Here is a 19489-nt window from a genome sequence, read left to right as displayed (position 1 = left end):
TACGTAAAAGTATGTTTCGTTTGAGTCAAATAGTAGAATAGTAGCAGATCGTATATCAATTGGGGCATAGGAAAGGTTTATCTTATATAATAGTGGAGACAATAGGATGTATGTATTACAAGCACTAAGCAATGGTAGATATATATCAGCAAAAGGTGGTAGAGAATTAACAGCTACTAGTTATGCAGCTGGAAGCTGGGAAAGATTTGTTATTGTATATCTCTAAACTTTGAAGTGTTATATGTCTAAATGATAATGGCATGTTTAGTATGTATGAATGCCTAATACAATAAAGTGTTAAGTATTTAATACAAGTGTATATTAAAGTGTAAAGGGCTGCAGGTAATTAGCAGTCCTTTTTGCATGTTAAAAAAGGACTTACTGAGGTTATAATGAAAAGAAAAAGAACCCTATAGGGTTCTTTTTCAAGGCATATTAACAGTAAGGAGAATCATGAAATGCTACTTCAAATCTTTATTAGGGGAAAGATTTTGAATAAGCTTAACATACATCTATTTTTACATAAATGTAAGATATAGTAAATCGATAATGTTTATACTTACTATTACTAATATTCAATTAAGATAGTTAATACTATTTATATAGTGTTAACTGGTGTATAGTACAGTATAGATTTAGAAATTTAATATTAGATTACATTTGTTAAAAAAGTTAATAGATATATTTTTTCAAATTCTAACTAACATTTAAACGGTTTTAATTGAAAATGGTTGTGTATTAACTCTTATAATCCAATAAAAGTAAATAAAATAAAATAAACAAAGACCCTGTAAAAATACAGGGTTAAGGGAACGCATAGTTTCTTAGAATTATAATAGCATATATTCTTTGTATAGCTACATGAGGATTTTGACAGAATTAAGAACAAGATAGAAAATCTGTAAGAAAGCAAATATAGTGCTGGAAATGTGATTTGAAATTAAACTATAGGCATATTGAAATAAGTGAAAACTCTTGAATACCTTGATTAAATTCCTTCTAAATATGAGGTTTAGATTAGAGGGATAATTGGATCTTACTGAAAAGAAAAATATTTTTCTTTAGGTAAACAGTTCACATATTGCTGAATTAGATACGAAACCATAATTAGACTACGAAGTAAATCTTAACATAATCTGAACTGAAAAAATATGTAATTTTTGTTAAATAAAAAAACATGCACAAAAATTGTGCATGTTTAATAAAAAGCTATGTCTTGTCTATGTAAATATATGTTTGGTTTATACAAACTGTGAGTATTTTTAAGTAAATTATTTGTTTATAAACAAATATAAAGAGCGCTTTTAAAGGCGCCCAATGACCAAGATTTATATAAAAAAGGTGCACAAGATATGGTATGTATGCTTCTTAATCTTGGTGCAGATTTAATAAAAAATCCTTATTTGAAAACAAGAAGCCTTAGAGTTAGAGCTCTAGGGCTTCTTGTTTTGGTATTCTCACATGGTTTTTCAAAAAGAATAGAACATATTGAAGATAACATGTGAATGTTTCATAAATGTATCAAAAAAGTGAAGATTTTGTTATTCGAATGTAAGTTGAAAACCGCATATTTAAGCATGTAGTTCAATAAGGAAAGAGGAACTTAAAATCTGATGAATCTCCACCAATATTGTTTAATTGTCCAATGTAAAGGTGAAAGGATATTAACGAAAAAGCCAATTTAGTAGGAAGTAAATTTAAAAAGTCCTGTATTTTGACAGGACTTTCAAAAAGGGAACAACAGTTAACAACTGAAGGTACCTTTATATTACCATTAATGGTAATTTTATTCCATGTGTTATGTGTTGAGAAATAACCTCCTATGAGATGAAAAAAGTAACCAATGAAGTTAAGTGACGAATTGATGTAAAAAGGACATTTGGACCTGTAAGTAATGGATATGAAACATATAGTTATAGTCGAAAAAATGAACAGTTCATAAGCTAGAAAGTTTAGCTTGCATATAGCATATGTTGTAAAGAAAGGGTGGGGATGAAGTATGGAACGACCGAACTGGGGCATCGGGGGGGTAGTATTCGTGGGCTGTACGTTTCTTGGCGCGGGAGTGGGATCTATGTTTGGGAGCGTCCAAACTGGTTGGCTGATAGGGATGGGCGCTGGGTTTCTTGGTATGGCTTTGACGAGATGGATTGGGAAATAATATAACAGGTTCACTTTCTTCAATAAATAAAGCGATAGGTACATAAGAATGTACATACATAGGATTTCAAAAAGAGACACCAAAGGGCGTCTCTGCATACTTACATTTCCACTTTAATTATTACAATACCCTTTTAACATACCTTTAGAAAAACGATTTGGATATAAAGCAATAAGCATCCCGTAGGGGCTTCCTTTCCAATAGCGTTGTAAGGGTGTTCGTAATTTTTGTTTTATGAGCCATCGTTGATTAAATACGTTTAATAGCTGTTTTTCATCCAGTTTTTCTTTCTCTTCAATGGTCCATCTTAATGCTTCTAGTGCTTTACATTTGGACCAAAAGCCAACGGGTGTAACTTTAAATTCCCATTCTTTAAAGCGACCTGGATATAAGTCGTTTATCATTTTAAATGGACTATTTCCCCACATTAATTGGCATGGAGACGCTAATCTGTGAGTCTTTAGCCACTTTATACTGTATACATCCAGTATTTGTTCGGGCGTTAATTTTTCTTTTTCTTCAATGGTCCATTTCAATGCTTCTAATGCTTTTTCTTTTGTCCAGAAGTTATTGGGCGTCATGAGAAATTCCCATTCTTTAAAACGACTAGGGTACAAATCGTTAATCATTGCAAACGGACTACTATTCCAGTACATAGCCAGAGGGGCACTAAGTTTGTTTTTCTCCAACCATTTTTTGCCGTATACACGTAAGAGCTTTTCGTTCGATAAACCTTTTTTTTCTTCAATCATCCATCTCAAAATCGTTAATGCCTTTTCTTTCGTCCAAAAATTTAAAGGAGTCATACCAAACTCCCACTCTTTAAACTCACTTGGGTATAAATCATTTATTGCTTTAAAAGGACTGTTTTCGTATCTATGTTTGAGTAATCCTCGCAATTTATATTTTACAAGTAATTGAGTGTTCCATTTTTTTCTGATGTCTTCCTTATCCCATTTTAAGATAATGTGTAATAAATATGTGATTACCCTGCGGGCGAGCTTATTATCCATATCTTCTTTCCAAGTATTCGGAGGGAATCGTTTCCTTTTTCCATCCAATATTTCTTGATAAATATCTTCAATCGCAACGACTTTCATTGACAATATATAAATCCTCCTACATTTGTATTTATATTTATACAGTATTAACATTCTAATTATTATATCTATATTATATAATTTAAATGAAAACATCATTAAAAACAATATATAATTTATTTTTTCTAAAAAATCCAATCATTTAAAGAATTAATATTTGTTTAAATTTTCTATTTTTTATTATATACTTAATTAGAATCATTATATCAGTATATTAGGAGTGTATTTTTATGGAGAAGCTTAACAAAAGCGATATTATTCGCACCGTTCCGCAAAATGGTTTCTTTGGACATCCCAAAGGACTATTTACTTTATTCTTTACAGAATTTTGGGAGCGATTTTCTTACTACGGAATGAGAGCAATATTACTTTACTATATGTACTATTCCATTTCTAAAGGTGGCTTAGGGATGGATCACGCCACAGCTGCATCCATTATGGCTATCTATGGTTCGTTAGTTTACATGTCTGGCATTATTGGTGGGTGGATTGCTGACCGCCTATTAGGTTCAAGTAGAACAATATTTTGGGGTGGCGTTTTAATAATGATTGGTCATCTCATCTTAGCTCTACCAGGAACGGTTAGTACATTATTTATCTCAATGGTATTTTTAGTACTTGGAACAGGGTTATTAAAACCGAATGTATCTAGTATTGTTGGTGATTTATATAGCGAAACGGATACTCGTCGTGATTCAGGTTTCAGTATTTTCTATATGGGTATTAATTTAGGAGCACTATTATCTCCGTTTGTGATTGGAACACTCGGTCAAAAGTATAACTTTCACTTAGGTTTTGGTGTGGCAGCAATTGGTATGCTATTTGGATTAATTATGTATGTTCTTACGAAAAAGAAAAATCTAGGATTAGCAGGAACGCAAGTACCAAATCCTTTAACAGACAAGGAAAGAAAAAAGGTTCTTATACAGTTTAGTTTTGGTACTATCGCAATTGCACTAGTTTGTGTGTTAACAATTCCAACAGGTATTTTAACGATTGATCGATTTACTTTACTTGTAAGTATCTTAGGTATTCTAATTCCAACAGGCTACTTTGTCTTTATGTACCGTAGTCCAAAGACCACAGAAGTTGAAAAATCTCGCTTAATTGCTTACATACCACTATTTATTGCTGCTACAATGTTTTGGGCGATTCAAGAGCAGGGAGCAATCATCTTAGCTAGTTATGCTGATCAACGTACGCAGTTAAACTTTGCAGGATTGGAGGTTCAATCTTCATGGTTCCAATCTTTAAACCCTATTTATATTGTTTTACTAGCACCAGTATTTGCTTGGCTTTGGGTAAAGCTGAATTCACGCCAACCAAGTACAGCAAATAAATTTGCTATCGGTTTATTATTTGCTGGTTTATCATTCTTAGTGATGATTATTCCTGCATATATCCATGGTACCGAATCCCTTGTTAGCCCAATTTGGTTAGTCATTAGTTTCCTTCTAGTCGTAATCGGGGAACTTTGTTTATCACCTGTAGGTTTATCTATTACTACAAAACTAGCACCAGCAGCGTTCTCTGCTCAAACAATGAGTCTATGGTTTTTAACGAGTGCATCTGCACAAGCTATCAATGCGCAGCTTGTGCGATTATATAATCCTGAAACAGAGATTATTTATTTCGGTGTAATTGGCGGAGTATCCATTGTTTTAAGTGTTATTTTATATTTCATGGCTCCAAAGATTCAGGTACTGATGAAAGGGATTAAATAATAGAACTGTGCCAAAAACTTGTTACCATGCAGGTTTTTGTGCACAGTTTTTTAGTGCTTTATCGTATGTAAAACTAGCTCCTTTTAAACGAAGAACAACAAAGGCAAATTGATCAGAAGTAAGTCATTTATCGATATGGATGATTAGGAGAAAGCATTTACGGTAACCCCAAGTCGAGAATATTCCGATACTAATATAGTTTATACATCTAACTCTATTTAATAGGTTAGTTTTGAAAGATGGAACTCCTGCATTCGAAAATGATGTACATAAGTTTTCCAAATGGGCAGCTTATTTTTTGTTTTGGGGTTACTTCAATATCTAAACTAAATGCCTATGGAGCAAAACTAAAAAAAGACGCCAAATGGCGCCCCCAACTTGGGTTAATGAGGTTTTAGTTTTCCAATCTAAAGAAATATTGTATCAGCTCACAAAGAGAGTATATCATAACATCCAAGAGAAATAATATGCATTATTACATATCGAAATAAATTTTGTATTCTTGCACTGACGGACCAGGAATAGCAAGATATGAAGCAAATAAGTGCTGTAAAAATATCAATTCATAGAAGCGATTAATTTCTGATATAACATGTTTTAATATCACAAAAGCCATCACGAAATGATGATTGCATGATGGCTTTTGTTGTTTTCTTATTTCTTTGTCTCATTGACCCATGTAACGATGTCCTGGATGACATACGCAGGAACATTGGAAGGGACTTCGTATTCACTAGGGTGACTGAATTCCCCGTCGCCCTCCGTGAAGATGTGATTCAATTTCGGATATTCTTTGAACTGAACATTACTGCGGCTTGAAAGCCCTTCTTGCCATCTCGTAAACTCGTCTTTTACAGTTACTTGATAATCACGTGCGCCTTGCAGAATCAGTAATGGCTCTTTTCGTGATTTCGCTTCCTCAACTGGACGCCAACGAGTCACATCATACATGAAATGTGGAGAAGGATAATTATAACCAGCTGGTGGGTGATCTGGATCAAAAGTAGGATCCTTAATATAAGCGAATTGTTTTTTTAGTTCATCAATAAATTCCTTAGGTGCCCCGAGGTACTGATACTGATCAAGGAGCATGTCAGTAAAAGGACGTGCAGGAGGTGCCATTAAAATACTTCCTCTTACAAGTGATGAAGGTGCTTTGCTTAGTATACGCGGCATGGTGCCAGCTCCTTGGCTATGTCCGAGAATGAAAATGTTACCTGGGTCAATACCTTCCTGCTGCGCTGCTGATTTCGCTGCATATATGGCATCATCTGTAGTATCTTGGTCTAATGTAGCAGGTTCTGCACTCATTTTAAAACCGTGTTCTAAGGAACGTTTCTCGTAACGTAACACTGCGATACCGCTTGATGAAAGCCCAGCTGCAAGGTCTCTAAAGATTTTAGCTCCCATAATTGTACTGTCACGATCTTGTGGACCAGAACCGTGAACAAGAACAACAACAGGTACTTTTTCGCCAGGTTTATGTTTTGGAATCGTTAATGTGGCTGGTAACGGGTATGTAGTATTTCCAATTACGATTTCACGTTCTTGGTAGGAATCAGGTTGGTCATAACTAGGATGTGGGATGGTATAAGATTTCTGTGGCGTCGTCCTTACGCCAACTTCATCAATTTTGCCGCCAGGCGTGAATTTAAGGAGTAGTGGAATAGTAGTTCCTTCGATAGCTCCTGGAATTTCAACCGTTTGATGGACTAAGTTTCGTTCTTTAATAACTGGTATTCCCATGCTTGTAATCCTGCTCCCGCCACTTTGTGTCCACCAGTTTTGTAATATGTTTGCCGTAAACTTGGATTGAAAAGCAGCAGACGTTAACTGAAGTGCCTCTGCATATTTACCTTGCTGGAGATAGTCAAAAAATAAAGTCGTACGCTCCGTTAAAGAGACTTGTTTCTTTTCTGCAGTTTGTGCCCTTTGTGTATCCGCATGAATCGTTGTTGTAAGCGGAAAAGAAGAAACACCTAAAGAAAAGAGTAAGGTAAAAGAAAGTGCTGATTTTTGTAACTTCTTTTTTTTCATCCTGTTTAACCTCCGAATGTATAATGGTATGAAATAAGAATGGTAATTAGTGGAATGTTTCCCTATTGGGGTTTCGGTACATGTATGGGGGAATCCTGCATACATATCATAAAAAGTCCGTTTGAAAGAATAGAGGAGTTAAGCAATGGATTTATACATAAATCTTTGTCCAATCATAGAAATCAATAGTTTTTCAAACACTGATTCCAATCTCGTTATGATGTAAGGGAAGAAAAACAAGAAGAGAGGGAGGCATACGATAAAGAAATTTTTATGGCTCATTTCTACATTGTGCATGATTTTAGGATTGGTAACAGGGGGTAGTAGCAAAGATGACAATGGAATCTCCGTTACAAGAAATCTAGCGGAGAAAGACCAGCAGAAAGGAAGCGAAACAAAGCAAAATAAGAGAGAAGAGGATAGTTATGAGGCAGCGCCCGTACCTGTAAAAAAAGAAGAGTTTACGGGTAAACTGCAGTATCCAGAATTGGTCGAGCAGGCAAGGAACCCTGTACCTGGTTGAGTAAGAAACAAAATGAAAATAGAATCATCAAAGCTAAGATTCTGAAGCATATCGACGGTCATACGTTCCAATGAGTTCACCTTCTGGATCTGTACCAAACGCATATAAAAACCTTTTATCTTTATATCAGTTTACATTCATATAAGGCGAACTGTTATCGTCACGAACACCGTTACAAACGTCTATCTTAAGAATCACTCCGTCTTCAAAATCAACTTTTATTCTCCTCAAAACTTCGTCATCATTAGCATCAGCCAGACAACCTTTGTGTCTTAATATTTTTAACAATTTTTACTCGAATTTCTGTTCAAGTGTATGAGTTTTCTCTTTTTTCTTCATTCTACTTCACTCCTAATTTTTATTGATTACACTACGATTTTATATGGATTTTTAAGGAGTGGTGAAAAATTCCGCATAACAACAAATATTACGGAAATAGCTTTTATACTTTTTTATAGAATCCCTTCACGAGGATATAACTTATCAGAAATGAAATGACGAAAAATGTCAACTGGACCATGATGTAATCATGCTTCAGTTGACATATGATACGGGATAATTGCTAAGAGCATACCACGTATTATATAGGGTATTTAACAGAAGTGTAAGAACAGGCGCAACCCATATGCGTTTTGTGACGTATGAAACATAAACGCCGAGTCCGATAACGAAAACTGGCACAAGAAAAAGTTGACGTACGAAAGGATCTATCTTGTTCAAAAAATCCATTTTACCCGTCTAGCTATGCCGTTAGGAGCACTAGTAGGTGGTATCATTTCCGATTTTAATCCTGTTGCAATATTTATTTTGGCATCAGCTACAAAGATGATTGAAGTTATTATTGCACTTATCAGTCCTATACGTAAGCTATAGAAAAGGTGCTTCATTAATTAAAATTATACTTAAACTAAAAAAATTAACGTGGTTATTTCGCTCTTATCTTAACTTCGATGTGAGAACTATTGGGATACCAATAGTTCTCACATAATTTACTGTATTTAATAAATAGTGTATCAGAAGTCTTCTAGTACACTATTAAAATATATTCTTTCTAAGCTATAAATGAAAAAAGTAAACCATTTTCTTTGGTTTACGTTGATATAACAGAACGTATAGAGAATTGGCATGAGTTTCGTAGAGAAGGTGAAATGAAAACAGGTTCTAGTTTAATAGAGTAAATGCACGAGTAGAAGCTACTGGTGCATTACGCAGGTAATCTTCATATAGAATGGAATTTCATGTACCGATTACTATAGGAAAGCATTCTGTATACAATTCAAACAAATGCAAATTAAATCATGCTTTTACAGATACAAAAAAGGAGCAGTTAGTAAAGCTAACAGCTCCAGGTCAAGGAATCTCCAAGGGGAAAGGAGAAAGACTAAGGACTTTAAATGAGTTTTGGCTAATGCCTATCTTTATTATTGACGGAATAATAAGTTTTATTCAATCGTAACACCCAAAGTAGAATATTCACTAACAGAGCAAGGTGAAAAGTTTATACCTGTATTAGAAGCAATGCAAGTTTGGGGTAAAGATTTACTACATAAAAAAATAGAGATGCATGAAAGACATGAGGACTAATACAGTATTAGTTAATAGATAGAAGGTATGGAGTCCAAATTAAATAACATTATTGTTGATTTTTACGTACAAGCACATTGATGCAATAGTAATTAAAGAGCTGCGATTGTAGCTCTTTTTCTTATGCAGCTAACGGTGCAGTTAGTGGAAGAAGGATTTTAATTTACTATGATGAAATATGTAATCTAGGCGAAATCTGAGAAGGAGGTTTCAATACTATAAAAAATGTTTTGTAGAATGAATGTAAGGGAGGAAAGCTAGCTTGGAAATCACAACAGAAAGATTAATAATCAGACCCTTTAAGGATACTGATTTACAGGATGTATTTGCTATTTATAATAGTGATGATACATGTAAGTACCTATTACATAATAAGTGGTCTCATGAAGATATGCAGAAAAGATTCGATAAGAAGTTAGTAAACAATGTACTCACTACAGAATCAAATTTAAGTTTGGCAGTCATATACAAGACTAATGTAGTGGGTAATCTATCTGTATGGTACACAGATATGAAAGACACTGTTGAGATTGGTTATTGTTTTTCAAATGAAGTAGCTGGGAAAGGTTTGGCAACTGAAGCAGTAAGTAGTTTGGTATTTAAATTATTTGATGAATTTAATGTACATCGTATACAAGCTAATCTTGATGCACGTAATATAACTTCACAAAAATTGTGTGAACGAATAGGCATGAGAAAAGAAGCCCATTTCATACAAGATTATTGGAGTAAAAATGAATGGACAGATAGTCTTGTATATGGAATGTTATCCTCTGATTTAAAGTAATAGACGTAGTGATTTTATTAAGCTAACGGGTGCATTAGTTGAATAATAAAGGGCATAACATATTAATATGATTAAAATGTTATGCCCTTTAATGTATTAACTTTTTTAAAGTTAGGTCTTGATAATTTCAAATGTAGAAAAGCTCCCACAATTTATTATTAAAATTAATTAATTTTAAAGACCGCGAGCTCTCAATTTTATATTCTAGGATAATGATATGCAAGATTGCATGTGTAAAACGGTTGCAATTTCGCACAACATGTAACTATAATGGTTACATTTTGGTGATACCAATCAAACAAATACAATCATCATGAATGGAGATGTTATCGAATGGGTATGAAAAAATTAATCTTAGCAGGTGCTTTAGGGTTCGCAGCATTATCAGGAACGAATCTACCAGGATTAGAAGCAACAAAAGCGAGTGCAGCTTCTATTGAAACGAATTTCTCGACGTTAGAAGGACGCGTAGTAGAAGTGGATCATGGTGTGATTGTTGTGAAATCTAAACAATACGAAGAACCTGTTAGTGTGTATATAGAAAATCTTTCAAATGTGAAAGTAGGAGACGAAGTAAAAGCAACTGGATCAATGATGCGTAACTTTACGGAGTATATGGTTGCAACTGAAGTTGAGAATACTACAAACAAATTAGGTATGCATTTGAAAGAAAATGGCTCACCTGATTATGTAATTGGTGAAGTATCAGAAGTAGGTACGATGGAAGACAGTGCTACTAAATATGTCGTAGTTGAGTATCCAACACAAAATGGGGAGAAAGATGTTATTGACGTGTTCTTAACAAAGGGACAAATATTTAAAACAGGTGAGAAAGTGAAAATTGATATGAAGTATGTAGGCTGGGGCGGCATTTCTATTAATTACAACACAGTTGATCACATCGAAAAAGTGCATGAGGTAAACAATAGCACTCAAAATAATGATGATGTGTGGATTTGGTCTTAATTTGATTAGTAATATCAGAATCAAAAAGAAAGATGTTCTTAAGTTATAAAAGCTATACTGAAATGAGTATGGATTATAATATTCATTTCAATTAAATAAAGGAGAGGAGTCTATTCTATGACTTCTCTCCTTTGCTTTATTCGAACTTTGTTTGAGTCTATTTATATGACCATATTTAAGCGAGAATAGCTTTTAAAATCGACGCTTTGTTTGTAGTAAATAATACATAATTTTGTTTTACAGTTCTAATTAATATACGGTCAGTTGTCCCATATGCTGTTCCAATACGGATTGCAGTTGGTTCTTCAACTCCCGCATAGGTAGCATCTTCGGTAACCTCAAGCACCTCACGTAATGGGATTGTAACCTCCGCCAATTGCCATGAAATTATTAACTCTTCTTTTGTTTTTTTTACATCAATACCTAGCATTATACCAAGACCTTTCTATAATAGAATGCTACACTTCTTATCTTATTATACAAATTTTTAGATTATTTTTCTACACGTATGAATAGAACTGATATTTTAATGGTGTCAAAAGTACGGGAAGATATACTATCAATCTATTAAGAAATACGCTATGAAGAAAAGTTCACAGGGAATTAATATGGATTTGACATGGTTACAGTATGATGAATGAATAACAGTAGGCGTTGCAGGAAGGAAATGAATGATGAGATTTAAATTAGTAGGAACCTTAACTTGTATAGTAGTAATATTAGGTATCTTTATCGTTTACACTAATGTATCTATTGGTAAAGAACCATATAAGACAAACCATGAAACTAGTGAAAACTCCATAAATAATGAAAAAAATAGAAAGCAAAATGTGACTTCAAGAAAGATAGCAAGCTCTTTTGCTAGTATACAGGCTGTAGTAAATAAGGAATATGGTTTACCCGAAGACTATAAGCCAGAAGATTTAGTTGTACCAAATGTACCGTTCTCATTTAGTGGAACGGTAGAAAAGAGTCATCTTCGTAAAGAAGCAGCGGAAGCGTTAGAAAAACTATTTCTTTTAGCTAAGCAAGATGGTATACAGTTGAATGCTGTTTCAGGATTTCGTTCCTATGAGTATCAAAAAGGCCTGTATGCCAGCAATGTTAAAAAGAATGGGCAAGAGCATACGGATCGCTTCTCTGCAAAGCCAGGGCATAGTGAACATCAAACAGGGCTAACAATGGATGTTTCATCAAAAAGCGCGAACAATGAACTAGAGCTATCCTTTGCAAATACGAAGGAGGGCAAATGGCTAAAAGATAACGCACATCGTGCAGGATTTATCATTCGTTACCCAAAAGGTAAGGAGAATATTACTGGATATGCTTATGAGCCTTGGCATGTACGTTACGTAGGAGATATTGCTGAAAATATATATAAAGAAAAACTAACTTTAGAAGAATATATGAATCTGAAAAAATAAAGAATTGATCTAGTTAGTATTAGTAGTGAGAGTGTTAAAAGATAGGATATATACGCACCTGGCGCAAACGCTATTACAATCTCAGTTGATAATCAAAAGATTAAACGATATATACTGGAGCACAGTTATATAAGTCAAATTGGCATATATCATGTAAGTGCGAATGCGGATGTACAGATTCGCACTTACATGAAGCCAAAAGCATACATTACAATAACTTACTTATAATCAGTTTACATAACACATCTCATAGGTATTTGTAAAAAACAAGTGAATAAATCTCAAAATAAAAAGAATACTTATGTCATTGAGATAGAAAGAGAAATTTAGTAGTTATATTTTGAAATCTGCATTTAAATAATATTTAGCGGAATGCTCAGCTAAATCAAGTACAATAAAAAGAATTAAAGGAAATGCTCTATTTCGACATCACAACAATTATATTTTGTAAAATACACCATCTATTTAGTCTTAAGGAGTTAAAGTTAACTGATTTGTATTAAAATGTTATACACTGGCTATATCCTATAAGCGACCATTTAATCAATATTAATAATGTATAGCTGAATGTATATGAAACTAAAAGATATTTAGACTGATGAAAGGTAAGGTATATGATACCTTTATAAAGAGGTGGAAAAATAAATACTCACAAATTCGCACGAAATACCAATTTTACGAACAATAAGATGTATAAATAAAAATCTAATACAGTATTTAAGGATTTCGAGCTCAATTGCATGGATCTTTGTATATTGGTATGTGTCTATATAATTCATATTTTATATAGAAATCATTAAATGCTGAACTATTCATTGAAAAATTACATAGTAAATTACCTTTTAATATATAGGATTTTTCTTATGTTGATCTAATTAACTCCTCATAATCATGATTAAATTAACCAATTCATGTTAGATAACGAATTTTAAACCGTTTCATATATTGACTTTTGTATGAATTTATATATAAAAATTGTTTTAATTTACATACATTTATATGTAGTTTTTGCACTAATTTTTATGGTTTTATACAAATTTATCACTTAGTTAGCTATAATTTTCATTTGACTAACTACACTGTACCATTCAGTTTTGAGCATATTTTAGTATTTCATAATTTAATTATGTAAATAAGTTTGTGTAAAAATTGAATTTAATGCGAACTTGTGTTCGCTACTCTTTTCTGTTATAGTATATATGAGGTGATTTTTATGGATTACAGTAAACAACGTCAAAAATCCGTACATCGTAAGAAATTATACGAGAATTTAAATGAAATGCCCTTTTACATAGAAGAATTTGTGGAGTACAAAGAATTGCATGATGCCTCTCCCTCCACCCTACTGAATTATGTATATGATTTTAGAGTCTTCTTTAATTGGCTATTATCTGAACAAATTATTGAATTTAAGCCTATTAAAGACATATCCTTCTCTGATTTGGAGAATTTAAAGAAAAAAGATATTGAGAACTTTATGAGGTTTCTAAAACTACAACAAAACATGCAGAATTCCTCTGTTAACAGAAAAATTTCGGCCTTAAAGTCTTTATTTAAGTACCTCACCTCCCTATCAGAGAATGAAGATGGAGAATGCTATTTTTATAGAAATGTAATGGCTAAAATAGAAATACATAAAGATAAAGAAACATTAAATGCTCGTGCAAAACGTATGAGATCTAAAATATTCCATAATGATGATGATCAAGAATTTCTGAATTATGTTAAGTACGAACATGAAAAATCTTTAACAAAACATCAGTTATTCTATTTCCTAAGAGATAAAGAGCGTGATGTAGCCATCCTCTCCCTCTTTCTTGGTAGTGGTATTCGTGTAAGTGAATTGGCCGATCTCCGTATGGAGGATATAAACCTAAAAGAAAGACTAATTGATGTAATTCGCAAAGGAAATAAAGAAGATTCAGTATGGATTACCCCAATTGCATTGAATGATCTTGAAAAATATATGGAAATTAGGGATAGCAAATATGCTCCAGGGAAAGAATTACAAAATGTATTCTTATCGAAGTATAAACATACTGCACAGCCTCTTTCTGTTAGGGCTATCCAAGATATAGTAGAAAAATATACTAAGGCCTATGGAAAAAGAATGTCTCCTCATAAATTAAGACATACATTAGCAAATAAATTATATATGGAAGAAAAAGACTCGTTACAAGTGATGCAGCAACTTGGGCATACGAGTCAAGATACAGCGTTGTTATACACTCAACTTGGGGAAACAACTATTAAAGATAGTTTAGGCAGAATAGGGAAAGAAAAATAATAAAAGGTTCAGCTCTCCTATGATTGCTGAACCTTTTATTATTTATTGTAATTTTAATTTTATTATGTAAAAAATACATAGTTTATCTGTCGCTTCGTTTGGGATATGAATGATGAAAAATATTAATAAAATATTTGAAAAGCTATCTTTAATTTGAATGTAGGTATATAAATTCATTAATTTTAGTTAGTATTGTATGTTTCATTTTTCTCATCCTTCTCTATTTTATTTTTTTCAATATTACCTTATCTATTTATCAGATGTTGCAATTTATTAGAGAGAATGATAGCTTTGTGGGTGTCTATCACCCACAATTGGTGTTTCAGCTGTAACTAGGAGTAAAATTTTTCCTTGATCTAATTTTTCTTCATATAAGTTAGCTTCCTCCCTCGATAGCCCCATCTCTTCCATTTGATTTCGGAGCTCGTCCCCTTTTCTGGAGAAAAAGTTGATAATACTTGTGCCCAATCCTTGTTCTTTTACTCCAATCGTATTTGTGTTTGTACCATCCGAAATCCTTTCTGTTCGTTGTTTTTCATGTGCTAAGACATAAATGTCATCTTGGTGAATCCCTTGCAATTCAAGCTCCTTTACTTTCATAACTACTTCCTGTTCATTTTGATATTCATGAACCACCGGTTTTCTTTCCTTCTTATGCATGGTATCAATCCTCCTTTAGATTTTTTATTTTTTTATTTAGTTGTTATGTAATATGTAATACACCTATATCAGAGGTGTTAAACCTAAATTATCGAAAAATTCCACACAATAGACTATTAATATTTTTAAATATCAAAGGGATGTCACGAGAACTTTTCTTTGATAAAAGCGCTACAATAACGATTTGTTTGGAAGGCAAGGTCATTGTCTTATAGAAAACTTCTATTTAGAAAAAGTTAAAAAAGGAGTACAAGATACTTCTTTGATTTAATTAAATCAACGGAAAATAAAAAAGCACTCCTTTTCAAGAGTACTTTTAAAAAATACATAATCTAATAAGAAACTAAATGTACAAACTTTGTATAAAAAATGATTTTATAGTATCTTTTTAATATCCATGTCCACCTTGCCAACCACCGTGTCCGCCTTGCCAACCACTATGTCCACCTTGCCAACCACCGTGTCCGCCTTGCCAACCACTATGTCCACCTTGCCAACCACCGTGTCCGCCTTGCCAACCACCGTGTCCGCCTTGCCAACCACCATGTCCACCCGGCCAACCACCATGTCCGCCTTGCCAACCACCGTGTCCACCCGGCCAACCACCATGTCCACCCGGCCAACCACCATGTCCGCCTTGCCAACCACCGTGTCCACCTTGCCACCAGCCTTCATAGCCTTGTCTCTGTGAGTTCATTCCTACGCATCCCTTCTTATTAAAAATTCAAATACTGCAACTGGGTATTCTCTAAATATAATTATGTATCCCAAAAATAAATGTATCCGCAAACATCTCGAGTATTGGTAAAGTAATTATCAAATGAAAAAAAGCATTTGTCATTGCAAATCTAAGCTCTATTGTTTGTTACTTTTCCTAACGCAATTTTTGCTATGTCGTTAGCATATTTTTTAGAGTCAAATCCATCATAGTTACTTAGCATTGCAACAGATAAATATTCCTTTGGAGACCGCATAAAGTGAAAACGGTAACTTGCCCAACTTACTCAATGTTCTCAGGGGCTTTCATAGATCTTATGTTTCTTGTTCATGCTTCGAATATCCACTAGTAATTGATATAGTAGTTGGGTAGGAATCTACAATCAATATTTATAGAATCCTACTTTCACTAATGATGTGGTGATCAGACTAAGCTTGTATGTATATATTTTATGCATTCTTATAGAGTGGATTCTATTCACTTGAAATAGATTTGCTCATTTAAATTTGATACTATGTTCAAGTATAAAATCCATAAGGGCATTAGAGATATGGAAATATCCGTTGTTAATGAGGGGTTTACATCGGATTGGGCACTATACTTAGGGCTCACCATATCAAAAAAGAAAATTGTACGTTTAGACACAAAATTGATATATTTTGATTAGTTCCCTATACTTTAAGGAATTAGTTTCTATATTTAAGGGAGATGTGCGAGACAGTTGTCAATTTAGGGGAATCTAATATTATCCATTCAAATATGATAGAATGGTGATATATCTAAAACGGAGGAAAAACAAATGAACTCAAACACAAAACAGTTTATTTATGATATCCAGCAAAGAAAGAATAATTATATAGAAAATGCATTAATAGCAATACAACATCCTAAAAAAGAACAATCTGAACAAGTCATTCAAAATATAGTAGAGAAGATGGATATGATGATTAGTCTAGTTACTACGTACATGAAGATTGAATCAGGATCTACGGAAGAATTAAAAGAACTTCAGAAAGAAATTATCCATGCTCAAGCATATATCCAAAAAAGAAAATTTGAAGAAACACAGAGATAAAACCCTGTGTTTTTCTTCGGACGTCCATGAAACCAATTTGATCATTGTTTTGGCATAATCCATACAATTTGTTGAATTCGTACAATATACGGTACCGTATCTTCAATTAGCAAATGATCTGGTTTCACATCCTTTAACTTTCCTCTTACATTTTCAATAACCACATGTTTACCAATTACTGATTGTAATGTCTGATATACATAGGGATTAGGTACACTTACCATATTTTGTTCACTAAAGTCATTTCCCTCCAAATAACTCATTCTATAATGCTCCTTTCTAACTTGCATTCTTTCTCCTAAAATATGATATAAATCTTATAAATATGCTAGAAAGATAATTCATTATATGAACGGAAATAACATTTTAATAAGATACGTTTTCTATTCCTAAATTCCTAAAAAATTATTTATATAAGGTTATTTTTACTAGTTAATAGATGATGAAATAGGGATATTTTAAATGTATATCTATGTTGTTTTTTCAAGATATGTATCATTTTATATACGCCCTTTATTAAAATACTGCTTATACTTTTTTTGAGATTCTTTAGTAATACGTGCGCTAAATAAAATTGCTAACAACAAAAACACTCCATATTTTCCCACTGCCGCTCCTATGATAATTACACTACTACAAACAAGTACTATTAATAGGATAAATGAGATTAAATAAATACGTTCATAGTTCCTTGACATCTTCTCGTATTTTATGCGTTCTTTCCTTGCATCCATCTAAATTCCTCTTCGCCTTCATTATATTCTTTAGTAGTATCGTATGGATTCCCACCTTTAATAGACGAGGGTTGTCTTGGATTCGGGCCTATCTCGTCTTGAAAAGTATTTACTTGATTTTGGTGTGATATAAACCATAAGTTTTCCGGATTGGCAAGGTTATGGTTCTTTTTGTTTATGGTAAACTTATGCTTCCAGTAATTTTGATGTTTTTGAATTAAAGCTAAGAAGGAATTCTTCAACCTTGGTACCAAAAATCATCTATTATGAGCTCACAAAAGATTTTAAGTACTTTTAATTGTCGATTTTAAAAAAAGTTAAACCTTTTATATGTGGACTTTTGATAATGTAGGATTTTTTCTTATTAAGCAAACGGGCCATTTTATTGAATAATTCTAACCGTTTCCTCTAGAAACGGTTAGAAAGCTTATTCACTCGTATTTCTTTAAAACAATGGCTGCATTATGACCTCCGAAACCAAATGAGTTAGATAGACCTATATTTATTTTCACTTGGCGAGCAACAGATGGTACATAATCCAGATCACATAATGGATCAAGATTTTCTAAGTTAATTGTTGGAGGAACTGTCCCTTCCTTTAAGCTCATTGCTAGAGCAATTGCTTCAACTCCACCAGCTGCCCCTAACATATGACCAAGCATAGATTTATTAGCTGTTACCGGAATCTGATAAGCTTGTTTTCCAAACAGCTGCTTAATAGCCATCGTTTCAGAGGTGTCTCCCACTTTTGTACTTGTTGCATGGGCACTAATAACATCAACTTCTTCAGGCGATATATTGGCATTTTTTAAAGCTGATTTCATTGCAAGATAAGCACCTTTACCTTCCGGATGTGTAGCTACGATATGGTATGCGTCTGAACTTGCACCATATCCAATGACTTCTGCATAAATCTTTGCCTCTCTATGTAAAGCATGAGATAAAGATTCTAAGATTAGAATTCCAGCTCCTTCTGACATGACAAATCCATCTCGATTTCCATCAAATGGACGACTAGCTTTCGTGGGATTATCGTTTCTTGTTGATAATGCTGTAGCGTTACCAAAGCTTGCTATTGATAAGTCTGTTATAGCTGACTCTGTTCCACCCGCAAATATAACGTCAGCTTCTCCAGAACGAATTAGTCTAAAGGCTTCCCCGATAGATGTATTTCCAATTGCACAGGCAGAAACAGGTGACATAGAAGGTCCCATCGCATTCCACTTGATACTAATTTGTGCTGCAGCGGCATTAGACATTATGGCAGGTACTAGAGTTGGGCTGACCCTTCTTGGCCCCTTCTGCCTAAGCGCATCAACATTTTCAATCAAGGTTTCAATTCCTCCGATACCTGAACCTACGTATACTCCTAACCTTTCTACATCTATACGATCGAGGTCTAACTTAGAATCTGACCAAGCTTGTTCAGCTGCAGCCAAAGCAAATTGAGAAAAACGATCTAAACGTCTTGCTTCTTTCTTTCCTAAAACTTCATCTGCATCAAAATCTTGGACGATACCCGCAATTTTTGTTTTATGATTGGTAACATCGAAAGTATCGATATTAGCTATACCAGATTCCCCTTTAATTAGATTGTTCCAAAATGTCTTGATGTCGTTTCCTATAGGAGAAACTACTCCCATACCAGTAATCACAACTCTTTCCACTTTGCATTCCCTCCAATCAATAATATACTTGTATTTTACAGT

At 33.5% G+C, this 19489-nt stretch carries 16 protein-coding genes and 5 pseudogenes; 12 read left to right on the top strand and 9 right to left on the bottom strand.

Features of this window, described 5'->3' with window-relative positions; genetic code table 11:
- Positions 1-7: 7 nt before the first annotated feature.
- Together B9A45_RS29895 and B9A45_RS33045 are read left to right on the top strand one after the other, a co-directional pair.
- Positions 8-226 (top strand): annotated as a pseudogene (locus B9A45_RS29895) (peroxidase); the annotation flags it as partial.
- Between the two features lie 1812 nt (positions 227-2038).
- The gene (locus tag B9A45_RS33045) at positions 2039-2161 is read left to right on the top strand and encodes a hypothetical protein (protein WP_256891749.1); all 123 of its coding nucleotides are present in this window, start codon (positions 2039-2041) and stop codon (positions 2159-2161) included.
- Between the two features lie 113 nt (positions 2162-2274).
- Here B9A45_RS33045 and B9A45_RS29885 read toward each other — a convergent pair whose 3' ends face one another.
- A complete protein-coding gene (locus B9A45_RS29885) occupies positions 2275-3267 on the bottom strand; it encodes a DUF4046 domain-containing protein (protein WP_080480421.1) in 993 nt (330 codons plus the stop codon).
- A 224-nt stretch (positions 3268-3491) separates the two neighbouring features.
- Here B9A45_RS29885 and B9A45_RS29880 point away from each other — a divergent pair, with 224 nt between their 5' ends.
- Positions 3492-4985: a peptide MFS transporter gene (locus tag B9A45_RS29880; protein ID WP_084065752.1), complete on the top strand. Its 1494-nt coding sequence runs from the start codon at positions 3492-3494 to the stop codon at positions 4983-4985.
- Positions 4986-5639: 654 nt separating this feature from the next.
- On the opposite strand, the gene B9A45_RS29875 is transcribed toward B9A45_RS29880, so the two are convergent.
- Positions 5640-7022 carry an alpha/beta hydrolase family protein gene (locus tag B9A45_RS29875; RefSeq protein ID WP_141403640.1) on the bottom strand — a complete coding sequence of 461 codons (1383 nt, stop codon included), beginning with the start codon at positions 7020-7022 and terminating at the stop codon, positions 5640-5642.
- Between the two features lie 307 nt (positions 7023-7329).
- Between B9A45_RS29875 and B9A45_RS33040 the strand changes: the two genes are divergently transcribed.
- From B9A45_RS33040 to B9A45_RS29850, 5 genes and pseudogenes are all read left to right on the top strand, one after another.
- Positions 7330-7545: a hypothetical protein gene (locus B9A45_RS33040; RefSeq protein ID WP_256891730.1), complete on the top strand. Its 216-nt coding sequence runs from the start codon at positions 7330-7332 to the stop codon at positions 7543-7545.
- 732 nt (positions 7546-8277) lie between these two features.
- A pseudogene (locus B9A45_RS29865) lies at positions 8278-8418 on the top strand (MFS transporter); the annotation flags it as partial.
- Positions 8419-8976: 558 nt separating this feature from the next.
- A pseudogene (locus B9A45_RS31980) lies at positions 8977-9129 on the top strand (winged helix-turn-helix transcriptional regulator); the annotation flags it as partial.
- A gap of 262 nt (positions 9130-9391) precedes the next feature.
- On the top strand, positions 9392-9916 hold the full coding sequence (locus B9A45_RS29855) for a GNAT family N-acetyltransferase (protein ID WP_084065750.1): 525 nt from the start codon (positions 9392-9394) through the stop codon (positions 9914-9916).
- 333 nt (positions 9917-10249) lie between these two features.
- Positions 10250-10882, top strand: a complete 633-nt coding sequence (locus B9A45_RS29850) for an ATP F0F1 synthase subunit alpha (protein WP_084065749.1) — start codon at positions 10250-10252, stop codon at positions 10880-10882.
- A gap of 175 nt (positions 10883-11057) precedes the next feature.
- On the opposite strand, the gene B9A45_RS29845 is transcribed toward B9A45_RS29850, so the two are convergent.
- Positions 11058-11312 (bottom strand): SunI/YnzG family protein, encoded by a 255-nt coding sequence (locus B9A45_RS29845; RefSeq protein WP_084065748.1) that lies wholly within the window; start codon positions 11310-11312, stop codon positions 11058-11060.
- Positions 11313-11556: 244 nt separating this feature from the next.
- Between B9A45_RS29845 and B9A45_RS29840 the strand changes: the two genes are divergently transcribed.
- Together B9A45_RS29840 and xerS are read left to right on the top strand one after the other, a co-directional pair.
- Positions 11557-12306, top strand: coding sequence for a M15 family metallopeptidase (locus tag B9A45_RS29840; RefSeq protein ID WP_033657586.1), 750 nt, complete (start codon positions 11557-11559; stop codon positions 12304-12306).
- A 1213-nt stretch (positions 12307-13519) separates the two neighbouring features.
- Positions 13520-14593: a tyrosine recombinase XerS gene (xerS, locus tag B9A45_RS29835; RefSeq protein ID WP_084065747.1), complete on the top strand. Its 1074-nt coding sequence runs from the start codon at positions 13520-13522 to the stop codon at positions 14591-14593.
- A 273-nt stretch (positions 14594-14866) separates the two neighbouring features.
- Here xerS and B9A45_RS29830 read toward each other — a convergent pair whose 3' ends face one another.
- Positions 14867-15253: a YflT domain-containing protein gene (locus tag B9A45_RS29830; RefSeq protein ID WP_084065746.1), complete on the bottom strand. Its 387-nt coding sequence runs from the start codon at positions 15251-15253 to the stop codon at positions 14867-14869.
- Positions 15254-15372: 119 nt separating this feature from the next.
- Here B9A45_RS29830 and B9A45_RS33035 point away from each other — a divergent pair.
- A pseudogene (locus B9A45_RS33035) lies at positions 15373-15524 on the top strand (acyl dehydratase).
- Between the two features lie 117 nt (positions 15525-15641).
- Here the strand turns inward: B9A45_RS33035 and B9A45_RS29820 are convergent.
- Entirely contained in the window at positions 15642-15950 is a 309-nt protein-coding gene (locus B9A45_RS29820) for a hypothetical protein (protein ID WP_084065745.1), read from the bottom strand.
- Between the two features lie 151 nt (positions 15951-16101).
- Positions 16102-16354 (bottom strand): annotated as a pseudogene (locus B9A45_RS33030) (hypothetical protein); the annotation flags it as partial.
- A gap of 416 nt (positions 16355-16770) precedes the next feature.
- On the opposite strand from B9A45_RS33030, the gene B9A45_RS29810 reads away from it, so the two are divergent.
- Entirely contained in the window at positions 16771-17046 is a 276-nt protein-coding gene (locus B9A45_RS29810; protein WP_001087710.1) for a hypothetical protein, read from the top strand.
- Positions 17047-17087: 41 nt separating this feature from the next.
- Here the strand turns inward: B9A45_RS29810 and B9A45_RS29805 are convergent, their stop codons facing one another.
- The 3 genes from B9A45_RS29805 to fabF all read right to left on the bottom strand — a co-directional run bounded on the left by B9A45_RS29805 (position 17088) and on the right by fabF (position 19447).
- Positions 17088-17309, bottom strand: a complete 222-nt coding sequence (locus tag B9A45_RS29805) for a DUF2642 domain-containing protein (protein ID WP_084065991.1) — start codon at positions 17307-17309, stop codon at positions 17088-17090.
- A gap of 237 nt (positions 17310-17546) precedes the next feature.
- Positions 17547-17780 carry a hypothetical protein gene (locus tag B9A45_RS29800; RefSeq protein ID WP_084065744.1) on the bottom strand — a complete coding sequence of 78 codons (234 nt, stop codon included), beginning with the start codon at positions 17778-17780 and terminating at the stop codon, positions 17547-17549.
- Positions 17781-18211: 431 nt separating this feature from the next.
- Positions 18212-19447: a beta-ketoacyl-ACP synthase II gene (gene fabF, locus B9A45_RS29790; RefSeq protein ID WP_084065743.1), complete on the bottom strand. Its 1236-nt coding sequence runs from the start codon at positions 19445-19447 to the stop codon at positions 18212-18214.
- Between the last annotated feature and the right edge of the window lie 42 nt (positions 19448-19489).

The sequence above is a fragment of the Bacillus sp. JKS001846 genome (genome assembly GCF_900176455.1).
Lineage (GTDB): Bacteria > Bacillota > Bacilli > Bacillales > Bacillaceae_G > Bacillus_A > Bacillus_A cereus.
Note: the sequence above shows the minus strand (reverse complement) of the source record. Positions and strands in the feature narration are given on the sequence as shown.

Excerpts from the sequence above, each read along its gene's own strand:
- B9A45_RS29880 (WP_084065752.1), top strand. The coding sequence starts at position 3,492 with ATGGAGAAGCTTAACAAAAGCGATATTATTCGCACCGTTCCGCAAAAT.
- B9A45_RS29875 (WP_141403640.1), bottom strand. The coding sequence starts at position 7,022 with ATGAAAAAAAAGAAGTTACAAAAATCAGCACTTTCTTTTACCTTACTC.
- B9A45_RS29850 (WP_084065749.1), top strand. The coding sequence starts at position 10,250 with ATGGGTATGAAAAAATTAATCTTAGCAGGTGCTTTAGGGTTCGCAGCA.
- B9A45_RS29845 (WP_084065748.1), bottom strand. The coding sequence starts at position 11,312 with ATGCTAGGTATTGATGTAAAAAAAACAAAAGAAGAGTTAATAATTTCA.
- B9A45_RS29840 (WP_033657586.1), top strand. The coding sequence starts at position 11,557 with ATGAGATTTAAATTAGTAGGAACCTTAACTTGTATAGTAGTAATATTA.
- xerS (WP_084065747.1), top strand. The coding sequence starts at position 13,520 with ATGGATTACAGTAAACAACGTCAAAAATCCGTACATCGTAAGAAATTA.
- B9A45_RS29830 (WP_084065746.1), bottom strand. The coding sequence starts at position 15,253 with ATGCATAAGAAGGAAAGAAAACCGGTGGTTCATGAATATCAAAATGAA.
- B9A45_RS29820 (WP_084065745.1), bottom strand. The coding sequence starts at position 15,950 with ATGAACTCACAGAGACAAGGCTATGAAGGCTGGTGGCAAGGTGGACAC.
- B9A45_RS29810 (WP_001087710.1), top strand. The coding sequence starts at position 16,771 with ATGAACTCAAACACAAAACAGTTTATTTATGATATCCAGCAAAGAAAG.
- B9A45_RS29805 (WP_084065991.1), bottom strand. The coding sequence starts at position 17,309 with ATGAGTTATTTGGAGGGAAATGACTTTAGTGAACAAAATATGGTAAGT.
- B9A45_RS29800 (WP_084065744.1), bottom strand. The coding sequence starts at position 17,780 with ATGGATGCAAGGAAAGAACGCATAAAATACGAGAAGATGTCAAGGAAC.